The sequence below is a fragment of the Ruegeria sp. BI11 genome (assembly GCF_056538005.1).
The window spans coordinates 1-17,495 of sequence record NZ_JBQFSM010000020.1 but is presented as its reverse complement, the minus strand read 5'-3'; the positions used below and the strand labels follow the sequence as shown (position 1 = coordinate 17,495).

The 17,495-nt window shown below is 53.7% G+C and carries 15 protein-coding genes and 1 pseudogene; 10 read left to right on the top strand and 6 right to left on the bottom strand.

Annotated features, from left to right (window positions below; genetic code table 11):
• Positions 1-48 precede the first annotated feature (48 nt).
• A complete protein-coding gene (locus ACR0DT_RS23810) occupies positions 49-666 on the top strand; it encodes a helix-turn-helix domain-containing protein (RefSeq protein ID WP_480713153.1) in 618 nt (205 codons plus the stop codon).
• A gap of 204 nt (positions 667-870) precedes the next feature.
• On the opposite strand, the gene ACR0DT_RS23805 is transcribed toward ACR0DT_RS23810, so the two are convergent.
• From ACR0DT_RS23805 to ACR0DT_RS23790, 4 genes are all read right to left on the bottom strand, one after another.
• Complete coding sequence (locus ACR0DT_RS23805; protein WP_480713152.1) at positions 871-2,343, bottom strand: adenylate/guanylate cyclase domain-containing protein; 1,473 nt, start codon at positions 2,341-2,343, stop codon at positions 871-873.
• Entirely contained in the window at positions 2,343-2,717 is a 375-nt protein-coding gene (locus ACR0DT_RS23800; RefSeq protein ID WP_480713151.1) for a response regulator, read from the bottom strand. The genes ACR0DT_RS23805 and ACR0DT_RS23800 overlap by 1 nt, the downstream gene beginning before the upstream one ends.
• Positions 2,710-5,319, bottom strand: coding sequence for a response regulator (locus ACR0DT_RS23795; protein ID WP_480713150.1), 2,610 nt, complete (start codon positions 5,317-5,319; stop codon positions 2,710-2,712). The genes ACR0DT_RS23800 and ACR0DT_RS23795 overlap by 8 nt, the downstream gene beginning before the upstream one ends.
• A gap of 116 nt (positions 5,320-5,435) precedes the next feature.
• Complete coding sequence (locus ACR0DT_RS23790; protein ID WP_480713149.1) at positions 5,436-6,185, bottom strand: Tll0287-like domain-containing protein; 750 nt, start codon at positions 6,183-6,185, stop codon at positions 5,436-5,438.
• Positions 6,186-6,372: 187 nt separating this feature from the next.
• On the opposite strand from ACR0DT_RS23790, the gene ACR0DT_RS23785 reads away from it, so the two are divergent.
• Positions 6,373-6,669, top strand: coding sequence for a helix-turn-helix domain-containing protein (locus ACR0DT_RS23785; protein ID WP_480713148.1), 297 nt, complete (start codon positions 6,373-6,375; stop codon positions 6,667-6,669).
• A 219-nt stretch (positions 6,670-6,888) separates the two neighbouring features.
• On the opposite strand, the gene ACR0DT_RS23780 is transcribed toward ACR0DT_RS23785, so the two are convergent.
• On the bottom strand, positions 6,889-7,920 hold the full coding sequence (locus ACR0DT_RS23780) for a LacI family DNA-binding transcriptional regulator (protein ID WP_480713147.1): 1,032 nt from the start codon (positions 7,918-7,920) through the stop codon (positions 6,889-6,891).
• Between the two features lie 113 nt (positions 7,921-8,033).
• Between ACR0DT_RS23780 and ACR0DT_RS23775 the strand changes: the two genes are divergently transcribed.
• Genes ACR0DT_RS23775 through ACR0DT_RS23755 form a run of 5 tightly spaced genes read left to right on the top strand, consistent with a single transcriptional unit; the run spans position 8,034 to position 13,988 of the window.
• Complete coding sequence (locus ACR0DT_RS23775) at positions 8,034-9,545, top strand: tripartite tricarboxylate transporter permease (protein ID WP_480713146.1); 1,512 nt, start codon at positions 8,034-8,036, stop codon at positions 9,543-9,545.
• Entirely contained in the window at positions 9,542-9,997 is a 456-nt protein-coding gene (locus tag ACR0DT_RS23770; protein WP_480713145.1) for a tripartite tricarboxylate transporter TctB family protein, read from the top strand. The genes ACR0DT_RS23775 and ACR0DT_RS23770 overlap by 4 nt, the downstream gene beginning before the upstream one ends.
• Before the next feature lie 42 nt (positions 9,998-10,039).
• The gene (locus ACR0DT_RS23765; protein WP_480713144.1) at positions 10,040-10,999 is read left to right on the top strand and encodes a Bug family tripartite tricarboxylate transporter substrate binding protein; all 960 of its coding nucleotides are present in this window, start codon (positions 10,040-10,042) and stop codon (positions 10,997-10,999) included.
• A gap of 59 nt (positions 11,000-11,058) precedes the next feature.
• On the top strand, positions 11,059-12,480 hold the full coding sequence (sauS, locus tag ACR0DT_RS23760) for an acylating sulfoacetaldehyde dehydrogenase (protein WP_480713143.1): 1,422 nt from the start codon (positions 11,059-11,061) through the stop codon (positions 12,478-12,480).
• Entirely contained in the window at positions 12,477-13,988 is a 1,512-nt protein-coding gene (locus ACR0DT_RS23755) for an AMP-binding protein (protein ID WP_480713142.1), read from the top strand. The genes sauS and ACR0DT_RS23755 overlap by 4 nt, the downstream gene beginning before the upstream one ends.
• Before the next feature lie 119 nt (positions 13,989-14,107).
• On the opposite strand, the gene ACR0DT_RS23750 is transcribed toward ACR0DT_RS23755, so the two are convergent.
• Positions 14,108-14,854 carry a sulfite exporter TauE/SafE family protein gene (locus ACR0DT_RS23750; protein WP_480713141.1) on the bottom strand — a complete coding sequence of 249 codons (747 nt, stop codon included), beginning with the start codon at positions 14,852-14,854 and terminating at the stop codon, positions 14,108-14,110.
• A gap of 867 nt (positions 14,855-15,721) precedes the next feature.
• On the opposite strand from ACR0DT_RS23750, the gene ACR0DT_RS23745 reads away from it, so the two are divergent.
• From ACR0DT_RS23745 to ACR0DT_RS23735, 3 genes and pseudogenes are all read left to right on the top strand, one after another.
• A complete protein-coding gene (locus ACR0DT_RS23745) occupies positions 15,722-16,519 on the top strand; it encodes an inositol monophosphatase family protein (RefSeq protein WP_480713140.1) in 798 nt (265 codons plus the stop codon).
• Between the two features lie 84 nt (positions 16,520-16,603).
• Positions 16,604-17,353 carry an N-formylglutamate amidohydrolase gene (locus ACR0DT_RS23740; protein ID WP_480713139.1) on the top strand — a complete coding sequence of 250 codons (750 nt, stop codon included), beginning with the start codon at positions 16,604-16,606 and terminating at the stop codon, positions 17,351-17,353.
• Positions 17,350-17,495, top strand: a pseudogene (locus ACR0DT_RS23735) (glutamine synthetase); the annotation flags it as partial. The gene ACR0DT_RS23740 and the pseudogene ACR0DT_RS23735, both read left to right, overlap by 4 nt.

Genomic DNA, 17,495 nt, shown 5'->3' with positions numbered 1-17,495 from the left:
AGTTGAATTTCTCTCGAAAAATCAACAAAAATCTTCTATCCCGAATGCATGAATAATCACCTTCCTGAAACAGATGCCCAGCAACTGGGCAGTGAAATCCGAGAAGTGCGCAAAGCGCGCGGATTGACCTTGAAGGACCTCTCTGAAGTGGTGTCCTGCTCAACCGCATACCTAAGCCGGATCGAGCTTGGCTCTGCGATCATTTCAGACGACCTCTTGCGGGAGATAAGTGCGGCTCTTGCGGTCGACCCCAACTGGTTCTTTCCCAAGAAATCGGGCACCGGCCCGCTAGAGCGCAAGCACGTTGTCCGTGCAGAAAATCGCCGCTTGCTGTCGGGAATGTATACGCGGACGACCGAAGAGCTCGGCTTCGAAGATGAACTTCTTTCCAGTACCTTATCCGGGCAATGCTACCTGATTCTGTCTCGCTTTCGTCCGGGGGCTGGAACCCCTCCGGAACCCTTGGAGGGCTATTCTTTTGAAGGCGAGCAACACGCGATTGTTTTGGCCGGAGAAGTCGAGCTGCGTCTGGCCGACGAAGTCATAGTCTTGCGCCAGGGGGACAGTTTTTCTTACCCCTCAATGATCGCGCACCGTTTTCGGAACCGCACGGACCAAGAAGCCACAATGGTCTGGGCCATGTCTCCCATTCGGATCACTTGGTGACGATTAAGTCGCATATCGATGCACGTACACGGTGAATTCAGCATTAGCCGAATTCCGGATGCTGCTTAGCCAGAACGTTGTGTTTCACGGATCACGTCATCGCGCTACAGATCCCATGTCAGAGCAAAAAAAATTGGCAATGCCCTTTATATCGACAGGTATGAGGTGACGGGTCCATACCCCTTCACAAAATGATCGCGTGCTTCAAATGCGACCCCTTCCTGACCAACTGCTTTTTTTCGTAGTTCCTGAAATTTGAATGCGACCCGGTTCTCCGGTCGCCTCCAGGCGGCTTGTCAGATTTACGGTTTCTCCCCAGACGTCGTAAATTGACCGTGTCTGGCCCATCAGACCCGCGATGACGGGACCCGTGTGAATACCTATTCGAATGTTTAGCTCTGCGCAGGTGTTATTCGCTTGTGGCATCACGCGGATCATATCTCGGGCAAAAGCTAAAGTCGCTTGGGCATGGTCAGGTCGGCGTGTAGGAATGCCAGCTGCGGTCATGTAGGCGTCGCCAATGGTTTTGATCTTTTCGATCCCGTGTTTCACGGTCAATTCGTCGAAGGCCAGAAAGACTTCGGCCAGTTCATTCAACAATTGCACCGGGTCGCTACGAGACACCAACGGAGTGAAATCCACAATGTCCGCAAACAGGATTGTGGCGCTGTCGAAACGATCAGCGATATGTGTCTCGCCTGCTTTCAGACGCGTTATGACCGGAGAAGGAAGCATGGCCCGAAGTAGGGCATCTGCGCGTTCTTTTTCCAATTCAATTTGGTCTATGAACTCCTGCTCTTTACGCCGCCAAATCAACTTTTCTAGGCAGGCGTCCACGCGTGCGTGCAGCAGAACCGGGTCGATCGGTTTGGGCAAAAAATCCTCGGCACCCGCGATGATGCATTTTGCAATGGCATCGGTTTCCCGCAATCCCGACACCATGACAACAGGTATATCGCTTAGCTTTGGGTTGCTTTTGAGAGTTTCCAGAACTTCGATGCCGTTAATATCCGGCATAAGTATGTCTAGAAGCACCAGATCGAAACTTTCGCGGTTCAGCGCGGCAAAGGCTTCTGCGGCTGAACTGAGTGCCAGAACACTGTGACCGCGTTGTTCCAGAAGACGGGTCAGGATTTCCCGGTTGGCCGTAGTATCGTCTACGACAAGCACGCGCCCGATATGAGCGGCGAGCCCACGGGTATCGCTGGCCAGAACACGATCTAACCCGACCGCCAGCGCGCTTTCTTGTTCTCGGTCATCGCTAACTGCACCTAAGGTCTCGTCAATCTTGGTTCCCAGATCCCTCGCTTCCTGCAAAAGTGCTGAAAGATCATTTCGGGCGGCCTTGCTGATTTGCGCTTCAAAATCCTCTAACACCATTTCTCCATAGCCAAGGATGGCATTGATCAGGTTTCGAAGATCGTGTCGCAGTTTCTTGCGCGCGTCCGGATCACTATCCAAGGCGTCACCCAGCGCTTCTAAATTGCTTGTCTTTTGGTGAAGACTACCTGCAGCGTCCGAAATTTTTTCGAGGTCCGGTAGAGCTGTGGATGGTCCCTTGCGTACAACTGCATCAAGCAGCAATGCCTGATATCCCAGAATGGCTTCGGCTGGACCCGCCAGATTTTGGGCGATGCGCATCGCATAGGTCAGCTCTCCTATCCGGTTTCTGCTCATTACAGGCCTTTCTGGTTCAACAGCTTGTTGATGATCTCCAGCAGACCGGGAAACTCGATCGGTTTGGTATAAAATTCGTCGCAACCGGCCGCCAATGCCGTATCGCGATCACTTGTCAGCGCATGAGCAGTCAAGGCAACAACCGGGATAGATGAGGTGCTGCCGTCTGCTTTGAGACGCTTCGTCGCTTCGTGGCCATCAATGCCCGGCAGGCTGATGTCCATTAGGATCAGATCCGGTCGGGTTTCAGCGGCAGTGGCGACACCTTCATGACCGTCCTGCGCCGTTACGATCTCAAAACCTTTACGGGCCAGTCGTCTGGACAACATGTCAAGATTCATATCGTTATCCTCAACAATCAGGATCTTAACCATGTTCAGCCACCTTTCCAGTTTCGTTCATGCCCTTTAGGTGCCGCTGCAATGCCGCGATCAGATCCGCTCGCCCATCTGCTCCTTTTCGAATGACTTCGCTTGCATGAGCCTTGAGCCAATCCAGTTCTTGGCGCGACAGGTCCTTGGACGTGACCACGATGACCGGTAAGTCAGCCAGATCGCTTTGCGCCCTCATTGTTCTGAGAACGTCAAAGCCGTCCTGCTCGGGCATCATGATATCCAACAGCATCAGAGTTGGTCTTCTTGTATTCAACTGAGCCAGAGCGCGGTGTCCGTCCGATGCCTCGTGTACACGCCATCCTTCTCGCGCTAATATGCGTCGGAACAATTTTCTGGTTGATGCATCGTCATCGACAATCAGAACGTCTCGGGGATTAGCACTGGCAATCCTGTTCAGCGTCGCAACCAATTGCTGGGGTTCGACTGGCTTGGTCAGATGTTCAACTGCTCCGAAGGCAAGGCCCATTTCACGGTCCGGAACAATAGTCACCAGTATGACAGGAATCTCGCACAACTCCGGATCGCACTTGATTTCTTTTAGTAAAGACCACCCGTCGCGCCCGGGCATGATCACATCCAATATGATCGCATCGGGCTTGTGCGTTCGTATCAATTCTAATCCGGTCGTAGCATTGTTCGCCAGCAATGTGGCATATCCTTCATACCGTACAATTGCTGCCAGCGTGTTCCGCGCGGTTTCCTCATCATCGACGATCAGCACAACGCCTTGATCCGGACATTCAGTCTGAAACCCCTCTTCTTCTTTGTCATCAACGGCTGCACTGACACGTGCGGGAATTTCAAACGAAAAAGTGGATCCAACCCCGGGTTCGCTTTGAACGGAAATCTCTCCACCCATCATTTTGGTAAATTTCTGCGTGATCGCCAAACCCAAGCCGGTGCCACCAAAATCGCGAGTGGTTGATTGTTCCGCCTGAACAAAGGCGTCAAAAAGACGTTCTCTTTGTTCGGGTGTCAAGCCAATGCCTGTATCGGACACGGAAAACCGGTACCAGGCCATCCCGTCCCGAACGAATTGATCGACTGTCAGCCCAATGCGGCCCTGATTGGTGAATTTGCTTGCGTTAGAGAGCAAGTTAAACAGGTTTTGGCGCAACTTGGTTTTGTCAGTCTCGATCTCACTCTCATCAAGGCTGAAATCCACATACAGCTCATTGCCATTTTTGCTGATCAGAGGATTTACAGTGGCAACGACTTCCTCAAGCAACGGCTCCAGCGGGAAAGGTTCCACATACAGCTCCATCTTCCCGGCTTCGATTTTGGAAAGGTCGAGTATGTCGTTGATCAAAGACAACAGATGCCGCCCGGAGGACATGATCTTTTCCAGATCCTCGCGCGCGTCGCCAAACCCCATTTCGTCGGCATCTTCGGCCAGCATTTCGCTATAGCCGATTATCGCGTTCAGCGGCGTGCGAAGCTCGTGGCTCATTGACGCGAGAAACTGGCTTTTGGCGCCACTGGCCGCGACGGCATCCAATCTCGCGTCCTCAAGTTGTTGCTGTTTGGTCTTAAGGTCGGAAATGTCGCTGAACACCGTCACGGTTCCGCCATCCGGAGTTTTGCGCCGGGACACGCGCACCCACGATGAACCCACGGCGACTTCGCGGGAACTTAACCGTCCGACGGCATGCAAACGAAGCTGCTCGGCGATCCAATCCTCTTTTGAAAGCGTACCCGTATCGTCCAGATCAAGTGCCGCACGTGCTTTGAGCAGTTCGGAAAAGCTGGTTCCCGGAACCAACAGTTCCTTTAGCGGTGCATACATCGCCCGGTACCGCTCGTTCACCAAAACCAGCTTGTCGTCAGCATCAAAAAGGACGAAACCATCGGGGATCGTTTCAATGGCGGTCAGGATTGTATTGTGTTGTTCCCGGGCCTCTTTCTCAAGCGATTTCAACTGGTTTTGACTTTCTCGCAAAACCCGCAAAGCCTGGCTCATACGGCCCATTTCATGTGGACCTTCCGGTGGAAGTTCAACGTTGTGCTGACCGTTTATTAGCGCATCGATTGCGGCACTATTGGCCTGCATAGGCTGCAATATTGATCTCAGTACAATCCAGGTCAGACCTGTTCCGGCCACCACAATTGCGATGCATGCAATGATCGCGCGGCGCAACGCACGGCGCGCTTCCTCGGCCGCCAGACGCTGTGTTTCACTTGCTTCGTCTGACAGGGCCTGCACCAGCTGTGACAGAGCCTGATCAACCGCGTCACTGCCCAACCGTGCCTGCGCCAACAACGTATTGCCGATAATCCGGTTCCCGTCGGTATAAGCATCTGCAGCCTTCAGGGCGCTGTCGTAATACGCGGACGCACCTTCCCGAATTGTGGCAGCGATATCAGGCGCAAACCCGGATATCTGTTGAAGTCTGAGGTCGAATTCTTCACGCGCAGCTTCGGCTCTTTTTTCCGACAAGGTTAGTAGGCTCACTGACAAATCCGTCAGCCAATAGCGAATTTCTCCAAAATACCGATCGGCTTCCGCAGCTATTTCTAACCTTTGCACGTCCTGATTGACTGTCTTCATCCGATTTTGGCTGCGCGTCAGATCAAACGCCATGATCAAAGTGCTGATCACGAGCGTAATTAATAGCCCCGCAGACAGAGCGCTTATACGAACCGGGATCTGGTTTTCTGCTATCCAGGACCATCTGGTATTTTTCTGCTCACCCGATTTCATTTGAACAGAATGATCGAGATGGCCCCGGCCAAATCACCTTCTGAGCCACCTTCTTTGGGAAATCCCGTCACATCGGTTTCCCCGGCAGGTGACCCGTGACATGCCAGACAGGACTCGGAATAATATTCCGGGATCAGCATTCGAAAGGCCGGATTGCCGTCTACGTCAACTTCTTCGAAATATGCCTGCCCTGTCGGCCAATCGGTGCTTTTGAATTTGCTCTCAATGACGTCGTTTTCCCAAGTGTCCGGCCGGGCCACACGGTTGCGCACCAGATTTTCAGGTGCGGTGACTTTAACGCTTGCCACCGTTTCCATTTTTTCTCCGAAATTTTCATTTACTTGCCGCGCAAAAGCTGCCGGGATGAAACCTTTGAAGGCAATGTCAGGGGCGTTGATTACATCCTGCGAGTCATTGACCACTTCGACCATTGCAGCAAGCTGGGCTTCGGTGAGCTGGCGCTGAATGGGGCTTAGGGTGTCATTCAAAGGCGGCGCGCCATTTGCTGCCTCAAAACTTTCGATCACCAAGGCACGAAACTTCTCTCCGGAAAGGTCTTTGTCCCCTTTCGCAGAGTCGTTGATCAACGTTTGGTTGTTAGAGACTACGTTTCGCCCTGCACGAAGAACCGCGGCAAGGTGATTGCCAATCTCGATAGATGCCGCAGGGTCACTCGCGTTTACCGGCTTTGTGGCGCTTAGCAAAAGCAAGCCCAACGTCGCAGCTATCACGGTCAAATTACGCATGTTTCCCCCGTTGCTAGAACAGCCAACGCGTGTCGGGGCACCCGAAATGAATAATGAAATCGCGCCTCAAAATCCGCCAGGCACATAATTGAAAGGGTGTCCGCTCGTGCGGCCTTAGTGTCAAAATAATACCACGTCGCCTCGAATTTGTCGCCTGATGAAGTGGGCACGTGATTTGGTCAGTCGCTTGGACGGTACTGCAGCGCCGCAACTCCGTTGTCAAAGCGACAAGGTGGCAATAGTTCTGGAAGTATTGGGCGGCGTCATCAATTACGAGCTTGGTTTGGCCGATTTGGAAAGTCGTGCAACTGAAGATCGCCCCAAGTCGTTTGGCCTGAGTCGAGGGCGCCCCAAAAAACTAAGCGCTGCAGAGCGGGAAGAAGCGATATCCCTGCTGTCCGTGGACAAAACCGCTGCAGAGATCGCGCGCATGCTGGGTGTCAGCAGATCTACAATATCGCGCCTCAAGTCTTTGCACACTTAGCAGTGAAATTTGGTTCGCGCCGCGGCCTACGTCTCTAGAAAATAGTGGCTCTAGGTCTTTGACACATTAACGTAAACCAGAACAACACCGTCATGTGAGTGATGACCATTTCACAGCCATTCTCTTCCACCGCATTTAAGGCCAGAGTTTTTTCGCCTTTGACCTTAACAACGACCTCGCCGACGATCCCATTTTCTAAATCCGGTTTGTCGCAGCCGCCTAGGACACCGACACCGGATTGGTTGTTCCTCTAACGATACATTCCAACTCGCAGCATATTCTAAAGGGCTCCGGATCGTCTGAGGTAATATAGTCAGTGAATTTTTCACCAGCGAGCTTTCCTATGTTCTCTGCGGGAATGCGAATGGTGGTGAGTCCCGGCTCAACATCAGCAGACCCTTTGAAATCACCGATGCCGATAATCGACAGGTCGTAGGGAACGTTCAAACCAAGGTTTTGGGCCGCAAATAATGCGCCTTGTGCAATAACGTCATTTCCGCATAGCAAAGCCGTTGGACGAGATGGCTTTGTCAAAAGGGTCAATGCTGACTGTTTGGCCTGAGATACGCTGTAGGGCGCTTCGGATTCATGTTCGTTTGGAACTGAGATTCCCGCTGAACCCAGAGCATCATGCACGGCAGAAAGTCGATGCTGCGCGCGATCATTGCCATTTGTCTTAGGAAAGATCAAACCAATGTCTCGGTGTCCTAAAGCTAGCAGATGCTCTGTCGCTAGACGCCCGGCCAATCGGTTGTCGGCACCAACGCATGGAAGGGCGGAGCTTTCTGAAAAATTCCACATCGCAAGGGCTGGTATTTTCTGCTGTTCGATCAGCCGAGCGGTGGCTTCGGAATGCTCCAATCCAACCAGTGCCACACCGTCGACACGGTGCTCAAGAAACTTGCGGACCATCGCATATTCCCGATTCAGGTCATAACTGTGCGACGCCAGCAACAGGCTGAACCCGGCTATGTCGATAGAATCCGAAAAGGCCTGAATGACTTCGGCAAAAATGGCGTGGTTGATCGTAGGGACTACGAGACCGATGGTGCCGGACCGTTTGCCATGCATCGTCTGTGCCGCTCGGTTTCGGATGTATCCCAATCTCTGCACCGCTCGATTGATCTTTTTCCGAGTCGCGGGGCTGACCAAATTCGGGTGGTTGAAGGTGCGTGAAACTGTGGATGGCGACACTTTTGCTGCCTTTGCGACGGCTACAATGTCCACCTTACCCTTTTGAAAATTAGCCATAATATTCTCCCAAATGGTCGAATTTATGAAAACATTTGCAATACTATTTTCATCGCCTAACCTGATTTGTCAACAAAAGTAAAAACATGAACCGACGGGTTGGGAGGCCCTGAATGGAATTCATTTATTACTTCGGAGACGTATTCACGCCGCTGTCGTTTATGCTGCTGCTGGGCGGCACGATCGGGGGCCTGATCTTGGGCGCGACACCGGGTTTATCACCCACGATGGCGGTCGCACTGCTGATCCCGTTCACCTTTCAACTTGAAGCGGCGCAAGGGCTGATCCTGCTGGGTGCGGCCTATACGTCGACTGTCGCAGGTGGTGCCGTAAGTGCAATTTTGCTCAAGATCCCGGGTGCGCCGGCAAACATCGCAACAACATTGGACGGGCATACCATGGCCAAGCAGGGACAGGGTGCGCGGGCGCTGCAATTGTCGTTTCTGGCTTCGGCCGTGGGTGGCATCTTTGGCGTGCTCCTGCTGATCTTCCTGACCCCTGTACTAGCCAAATGGGCGTTAGCATTCGGTCCTTCGCACCTGTTCTGGTTGGCCATCCTTGGCGTAACGGTGATCGGGACGTTGGATTCGGCATCGGTGGTCAAAGGTCTACTTTCAGGCTGCATAGGGTTGTGGCTGGCCACCATCGGCTTTGACGACATCATGGGCGCACAACGCTTTATCTTTCACCCCGCGTTGGGCGGAGGCATCAACATCATCGCCGCACTGATTGGCCTGTTCGCGATCCCGCAAGTGTTGACGATGTTTGCGAAGGGTCGCCACAACACCGGCGCAGAAGTCATCGAAGTACAGCGGCACTCTATCCTCGAAGCATTCCGAGAGCTTTTCAGCCGTACTCGAGCTTTGAGTATAGGTACGCTGACAGGTTCGATTATCGGCCTGATCCCCGGTGTCGGTGGGCAGATTGCGGGGCTCGTCGCTTATGACCAGACCAAGAAGTTCTCGTCCGAAAAAGACAAGTTCGGAACAGGACATTCCGAAGGCGTCATCGCCGCGGAATCCGCCAATAACGCGATGGTGGGCCCATCTCTGGTGCCGCTGCTGACACTATCGATCCCAGGCAGCCCAACCGCCGCCGTCCTGCTGGGCGGATTGCTGATCCACGGGATTTTCCCGGGCTCAGATCTGTTCGACAACCATCCTGATGTGGCCTGGACATTCATCAATTCCATGCTAATCGGGCAGGTTTTGATGTGCATCTTCGGCCTCTATGTGGCCGGTCTTGCCGCACGGGTCGCTCAGGTGCCACAATCGGTTATGGCGGCTATCGTTCTGGCTCTGTCGGTCTTCGGGGCCTATTCGGTGCAGGGCTCGATGGGTGATGTCTATGTGATGGCATGCCTCGGCATCGGTATGTTCTTCTTGGAACGTTTTGGCTTCTCTGCTGCCCCGTTGGTTCTGGGACTGATCCTTGGACCCATCGCCGAGGCCAACTTTATTCAAGGCGGCATGATCGCGGATGCGACCGTAGGTAAGGCGTCGTATTTCCTGACCGGCGGATTGAACCTGTTCCTGATCGCAGTGGTGCTGGCCTCAATCGCATACTCGGTCTGGATGGAATTGCGCAGCCGCCGCTACACCACCAAAGAGGAGGCGCAGGCATGAACCGCTCGCAACACATATTCGGGTCGGGTCTGGTTTTCGCCGTAGGTCTTTGGGTGACCTGGGTCAGCTATACCCAGCAACCGGCCGAGGCCTTCCTGTTCCCGCGTCTGATCGCATCAGTCTTCGTGGTTTTGGCCGGATGGACGTTTGGCAAAGCGGTAATGGGCTTATCCAAGGTCGGGAACGGCGTGACACGCGCGATGTTCCTGAACATGCTACCGGGATTGGTCATTACACTGATCTACGTGTTCTGGGCGGCCAAGTCGCTGGGCTTCTACACGGCGACGGCCATCGCATTTTTCGTTCTGCTGTCGATTTACGATCCAGCCCCACATTCCGAAGCCAAAACCTGGGTCAAGCGCGGTGTCATCACGGCAATCTTTTTGGCGGTGATGTACGGGCTCTTCGCCATGCTTCTGAACGTCTACACACCAAAGGAAATTCTGTTCTGACCGCAAAGTTTGCGGATGAACCAAATTAGGGAGGAAATGCAAATGAAACGAATGATTGCAGGGGCCGCATTGGTCCTCATGGGCATGACAGGCGCGGCGGTGGCCGAGGAATACCCCGACCGGCCGATTATGATGATGGTCAGTTACGGCGCAGGCGGCGCGACCGACTTTCAGGCGCGCATTGTTACCATGACCTCTGGAAACGAAGACGCGCTGGGAATGCCCATTGCCATTATCAATAAACCCGGGGCAGGGGGCCGCGTAGGGTGGAACTGGTTTGCGACCCAGGCTGATCCGGATGGCTACACTCTTGCCGCCTATAACGTGCCGCATTTCATTGCTCAGTCGATTAAAGGTGGCGTGGAATATTCGACCGACAGCTTTGAACCCATCGCGAACTGGGGTGCCGACCCAGCTGTATTCGTAGTTGGCGCGGACAGTGAGTTTAACTCGATGGAAGATGTTGTCGCCTTTGCCAAGGAAAACCCTGGCAAGCTGACCGTTTCAGGTGCGGGTCTTTTTGTCGGCCACCACATTGCAGCATTGCAGATCGACAAGTCCGCTGGAACCAAGATGGCTTACATCCCGACCAAAGGTGGTGGGGCTGCAGCGATGAAAGCGGTGATCGCCGGTGAGGTCATGGGCGGCATCAACAACCTGTCTGATGCGTTCCGCGCGCAAGAGGCTGGCAACGTCAAAATTCTCGGGGTTGCTGACCTTGAGCGTAACGCTTTCCTACCGGACGTTCCGACAATGATGGAACAAGGGCTGGAAGTTGACAATTCGTCGGTCAACTTCCGAGGCGTGATGGTGCCCAAAGGCACGCCGCCTGAGGTTATCGAAAAACTCTCGGCTACGGTGCCCGAGATGTTTGCCAATTCCCGCGTCGCCAAGAAAATGGAGGCTGGCGGTTCACCCATGCACATCATGACACGTGATGAAGTGATCGAGATGTGGGCTCAGCGTCAGCAGACACTGAACGAGTTGCTGGCCGGTCTCTAAGCCAGACGGACACAGCGGGGCGGAGTGGGTCCGCCCCGAACAACATATTGAGGACCAAGATGAACGCTCAGGACGGGATTTCACCCGAAATCGCTGAAGTAGATCGTATCGTTGCACAGGCGCGCGCAGCCCAAGCGGCCTTTGAAGTTCGTGGCAGTCAGGCGTTATATGACAAAGCGGCGCTGGCGGCGGGATGGGCCATCATGGAGCCAAGGCGCAATCGGGCACTAGCCGAAGTTGCCGTTGAAACCACTGGTCTGGGCAATGTGCCCGACAAGATAACCAAGAACCACCGTAAGACTCTGGGCTTGTTGCGCGATATCGCAGACGCGAAAACCCACGGCATCATCAGTGATGATCCGACAACTGGGATTACTGAGATTGCTCGACCTATCGGAGTTATCGGAGCGGTTGTTCCGTCGACTAACCCTGCCGCGACACCCGCGAACAACATCATTAATGCGCTAAAAGGCGGCAATTCCATTGTTGTGGCGCCGTCACCCAAAGGTGTGGCGTCGTGCGAGATGTTGATTGGCTACATCCATTCCGAATTCGACAAGCTAGGGCTGGATCCGAATTTGGTTCAGATGATCCCAGCACCCGGATCAAAGGCCAAGACACAACGGCTTATGGAAACTGTTGATCGGGTGATCTGTACCGGCAGCCAGAATAATGTCCACCGCGCGCAATCCTGCGGTACCCCGGCCGTGGCGGTTGGTGCTGGCAATGTGACGGTGATTGTGGACGAGACCGCTGATTTGCAGGCAGCCGCAGCCAAAATCACGGCTTCAAAGTGTTTTGACAACGCGACGTCCTGCTCTTCTGAAAACGCGCTAGTCGTTGTGGATGCGGTCTATGACGCATTCGTCGCTGCGATGGCTGCCGAGGGCGGTGCCCTTGTGTCGTCCTCTGAGGCAAGCGACATCGTGGCGCGACTTTGGCCCGATGGACATCTCAACCGTTCGGCCATAGCGCAGGACGCTGACAAAATGCTCGAAGCCTTGGGGATGGCCGGCAAAGTACCCGAGGGGACTAAGTTTCTGGCAGTCGAAACTGATGGGATAGGTCCGGATCATCCTTTGTCCGGTGAAAAACTCAGTCGGGTTCTGGCACTTTATCGTGCTGCAGATTTTGAGGCGGCCAAGACCCTTGCGTCTCGCATTTTGGCGCATCAGGGGGCCGGGCATTCGGTTGGCATACATACTGGCGCCGACGAGCGTGTGATTGGGCTGGGTCGTGATTTGCCAACCTGTCGGGTCATTGTAAATCAGCCGCATACCTTTGCCACAGGCGGCAGCTTCACGAATGGAATGCCTTTTTCCCTTTCGATGGGTTGCGGCAGCTGGGGTGGGAATTCCATCGACACCAATCTGCATTGGCGGCATTTCGTCCAGACAACCAAGATTGTGCGGGAAATACCCCCGTGTGAACCCGGATTGGAGGAGATTTTTGGCCTCTATTGGTCGGAGGTCGGACAATGATGGAACCGCCCAAAGGAACCGTCCGCGACTGGCTGGATCAGAGAGCTAGTCAGGGAGGAACCGGGTTTGTTTTCCCGGACGGTGCACCGGACTTAAGCTGGGGTGAATTGCGTTTAACTGCCCGCCGTATCGCGGTCATGTTGACTGAGATGGGTGTTGCAAAAGGCGAAAGCGTTGCGATCCTCTACCCCAATTGCCGTGAAGCGCTGGAGGTTCTATTTGGCGTTCTCTACGGCGGCTTCCGAGCAACGATGATAAACCTCGTCGCTGGTGACAGTGCTGTCGCCTATGCGTTGGAACACAGCGGCGCGCGTTATGGCTTTGTGCATCCCGAACAAACGGGTTTGTTCGAGCGTACAGCCGATCCTGCCAGGATCAGCCCGTTGCAAGTTGCAGATGCCGTTGATACTGGCAATAACCTGCACAGCATCTCGTCCGATAGTGATGCGCTATTGATGTACACATCCGGAACGACCGGACGCCCAAAGGGTGTAGTTCACACGCATTCCAGCCTACTGGCTGGCGGCTGGACGGCCACAGTTGCTCATGAGTTGACCGAGGCCGATCGTGGGTTTTGCGTTTTGCCAATCTACCACATTAACGGGCTGTGTGTGACAGTCATGGGAACCTTGGTTTCAGGCGGATCGTTGGCCATGTGCGAGAGATTTTCTGCCAGCCGGTTCTGGGATAATTTGGGCAAGGTTAAGTCAACTTGGTTTTCGGTAGTGCCAACCATAATTTCTCACCTGCTGCACTCGGATACCAAGCCGGATACTCCAACCCGTCAGCGGGTTCGTTTCGGCCGTTCTGCGTCTTCAGCATTGGCGCCGGACGTGCAGCGGGCTTTTGAAGACCGGTTCGAAATCCCTATCGTGGAAACCATGGGCCTAACGGAAACAGCCGCGCAGATTCTATCCAACCCTTTGCCTCCGGGTGTACGTAAGATCGGATCTCCCGGTATCGCTTATGGAAACGAAGCAGCGATTGTTGACGCGAACCTTCGACGGGTACCAAACGGAACGGAAGGTGAATTGGTCATTCGCGGACCGAATGTAATGCTGGAGTATCTCAAAAATCCCGATGCAACGGCGGGTACATTTACTTCCGATGGTTGGCTACGTACCGGTGACCTCGCCCGGATGGACAAGGATGGGTACGTTTTTGTCACCGGACGGTTAAAAGAACTAATCATAAAGGGTGGCGAGAACATTGCTCCGCGCGAGATCGACGAAGCACTTTATTCTCACCCTGATGTTGTAGAAGCTGCAGCTTTTGCACGCCCTTGCAGCAGCTACGGCGAAACCGTCGAAGCCGCTGTAAAAATTCGAGAAGGTTCAGAATTGACTCCTCTGGAGTTATCGAAAATTTGCGAAGCCCTGTTGGGTCGCTTCAAGTCGCCCGATGAGGTTCATATCCTGCTTGATCTTCCAAAGGGCCCGTCTGGTAAAATCCAAAGAAACAGAATACTCGAGGTTGTGGACAAGAATGCTGGAAATTCAACCACTTGAACATCCATTGGGTCTGGCGCAAGTACTTAACCAAGTTTTGGCCAGTATGAAAGTCTAGGGTATTCTAATTTTATCAGCGGCCTAATTGAGAGTAGTTTGCTCTGCAATGCTGGAATGGCTCAGGTATCAGCTAAGAAAAACAACACGGTCATACCCAGCCCGACAGCTATGACAATACCACGCACAACCCGAACAGGCAGTCGGCGAGCCAGCCTTGCACCGACATAACCGCCGATCGTTGATGCTATCATCATTACGGCGGCTTCCTGTATGTAAACTATACCAGCTAGGACAAAGGTTAGGACCGAAGCTGCCGAAAGGATGAAGGACATCGCGTTTTTCAGACCGTTCATCACGTTCAGGTCGCGAATGCCCAGCCCCGAAAACAGGGCCAGCAAAACGATCCCCAAGCCGCCGTTGAAATAGCCGCCATAAGTGGTCACTGCCAGAGTTGCCGCCGTTTTGCCAAAAGAGCTTGCACCTTCCTCGCTGCGTGCCAGCACACGGACCTTTTTGTCGAACGCAAAAAGTAAAGTGGCGAACAGCAACAACCACGGCACCACAAAGCTGAAAACCTCAGACGGTGTGATCAGCAACAACACAGCACCAGCAACGCCGCCCATGATCGATAGAAGAGTAAGCGTCGTCAGCGCACGGCGATCGAAATCCCGCAATTCCGAAAGGAACCCCATTGCTCCGCTGAGGTATCCAGGAAAAACTGCTACGGCACTAGTAGCGTTGGCTGGGATCGGCGGAACCCCGACAAAAACAAGCGCCGGAAAGGTCAAAAAGCTACCGCCGCCTGCAACAGCGTTGAGAACACCGGCCAGGAAGGCTGCTGTGCAGATTATGGTGATGTCGAACAATTCGGGCCGCTCCTGTACCGCACTTGTGGCTCAGTGCGCTGCTGATACCAGAGGGCGGGTGAGGTGCAAGGCGCTTGTCAGTTTGTTCTCGGTCACCTTGCCGCGGGATTCGGCCTCTGTCAGAACGAAATGTAGCCAATTGTTTTCGCTCAAAATCCGGTGATCAGACGTCTGGCGGACGTTTCATACATCGCAAAACCTTAAGAGGTGTCTCAAAGTTACGGTAAGTTGAGATCCTGATGGTCTGAAGCATGTTCCGTCTGCATGTGATCCAACAGATCGACGTTGTTGAATGGACCTATTGTTGCTGGAAGAGGATCTACGATGAATTGAGCGTCGGAACCTTGTAGTTGGGACAATTGTATACGTGGATGAATGCTACGATCGATCCAAATTCAACCTATCCGTATCTTCAACTTTGAAAGACGCCAAGGCCGTACAGATGATCATATTGTTAGTGCTGGGGGCAGATACTGTCCTTTCAGAGATTTGCTGAGCTGACGGCCGATTTCCCATTCAATCACCTGACAGCAGCGTGATGTCCCAAACTTCGTACTAGGCTGGGGAAACCAATTACCCCAAAAACCCACATGAATTGGACAAAAACAAATAAAATCGGAAATTAAATGTTGAAGTTGTATGTTTTTGTGGAAATATAGGGTGAATGAAGGCAAGAATCCGGTTTTTGATGCGGCAAGTAAACGACAATCTGAATCGCCAGGAGTGGATTGCTGGCTGTCGCAGCTCGGTGCGTGTTCATCGCTTTCTTGAAAAGCTTGGCACTATTGGCGACGTGAAATGGTGGCCTGACTCCAAGTTTGTCGCCGCCCTGGACCCGCGATTAATCATCAGACAGGACGGAACCGGATGCTGAACCCAAAAAGCACACAAACGACCGCAGTGGCTGATCTGGTATCACATGCGATGACGATTGCCGAATTGGCCAACACTGCGGCCCGCGGGTTTTTTCGCGGCAGGCTGGGCGTAGAATTCAAGTCGGACGAAAGCCCCGTAACGCAGGCGGACAAAGGTGTCGAGAAGGAGGTCCGCGCCTATCTACAGCAACATTTTCCGGATCACGGCATCTTTGGGGAAGAGCATGGGTTTGAAGGGCAAAACCGACGTGAAGTCTGGATCATTGACCCGATCGACGGCACAAGATCCTTCCTTTCAGGGCATCCGCTGTTTGGCTTCTTGCTGGGGCATCTGGTCGATGGCAAACCGGATATCGGTGTGATCGGCATGCCTGCGTTAAATGAGGTTTTTGCAGGCGTTCCCGGCCAGGGCGCAACCCTGAATGGTGAAGCGATCATGACGTCCAACCAAACGCAATTGGATCAGGCCATCCTGTTCGTGAACGAAGGCGACAAGATTTATCGTGATCATCCTTCGCTGTTTGCAAAACTGATGCACTCCGGTCAGACCCGCCGTTTCGCCTATGATTGCTACCCTCATGCCCTGCTGGCAGCGGGCCATGTGGATGCGGTGATTGATTACGACCTGCAGCCGTATGATTTTCTGCCGGTTTTGGCAGTGATTGAGGCTGCGGGTGGTGTGATGACAGACTGGGATGGCAGGCCGCTTAACCTGGAGTCGGACGGCCGGGTAATTTCGGCAGCAACACCCGAACTGCATGCGGAAATGCTGAACGTGGTGAATGGTTAGAACTATGGCGACGTGCAGCTTCCTCATCAGCCTTCCCGAAGAAATGCCCTGGACGGAAATACATACGGGATCAAAGGTGATGAGATGACTGCACCAGTAGAGGTATTGAACGAGAAGGGGCAGGGCAGGGTGGTTCTGTTGTGCGAACACGCAAGCTCTCGGATTCCGTCAGATTACAGTGAACTGGGCTTGTCCGCTGCCGACCGGCATAGCCACGCGGTTTGGGACCCTGGCGCGCGAAGCCTGGCGTTGGAACTTTCGCGGGTTTTGGATGCGCCGGTCGTAGCCTCGACCGTGTCGCGCTTGGTTTATGACTGCAACCGTCCCCCAGAGGCTGCAAGTGCTATGCCTGAGCAATCAGAGCAGATTTCGGTTCCAGGGAATGTAGGCCTGACGCAGGTCCAGCGAGATGCGCGAACGGCTGCGGTTTACGATCCGTTTTGCACTGCTGTCTCAGAGGTTCTGGACGCGCACGGGCCAGACACTGTGGTCGTGACGGTACATTCCTTTACTCCTGTCTATTTCGGTAAGCGTCGAGCGGTCGAACTGGGTCTTTTACATGATGAAGATAGTCGATTGGTGGATGCGATGCTGAACTATGTGGATCGTATTCCACATCGCCGGGCAGAACGAAATGAACCTTATGGCCCGGGTGACGGGGTCACCCATTCGTTGCGCCTGCACGCGCTCGGCCGAGGGTTGCCAAATGTGATGCTAGAGGTGCGCAATGATTTGCTGCGCACAGGCGAACAGGTCGCGGACATGGCGAATGAAATACTAGCGCTGCTGCAGCCGGCGCTAAACGATATCACGATCAGGGAGGAAGCATCGTGAGCAGAGTTCTCAAATTAGACGAGTTGCGTTCTCAGGTTGACGTTGGATCGGTTGACACGGTTTTGGTTTGTTTTGTTGACATGCAGGGTCGTTTGATGGGGAAGCGGTTTCATGCGGGTCATTTTGTTGGTGGTGCGTGGGA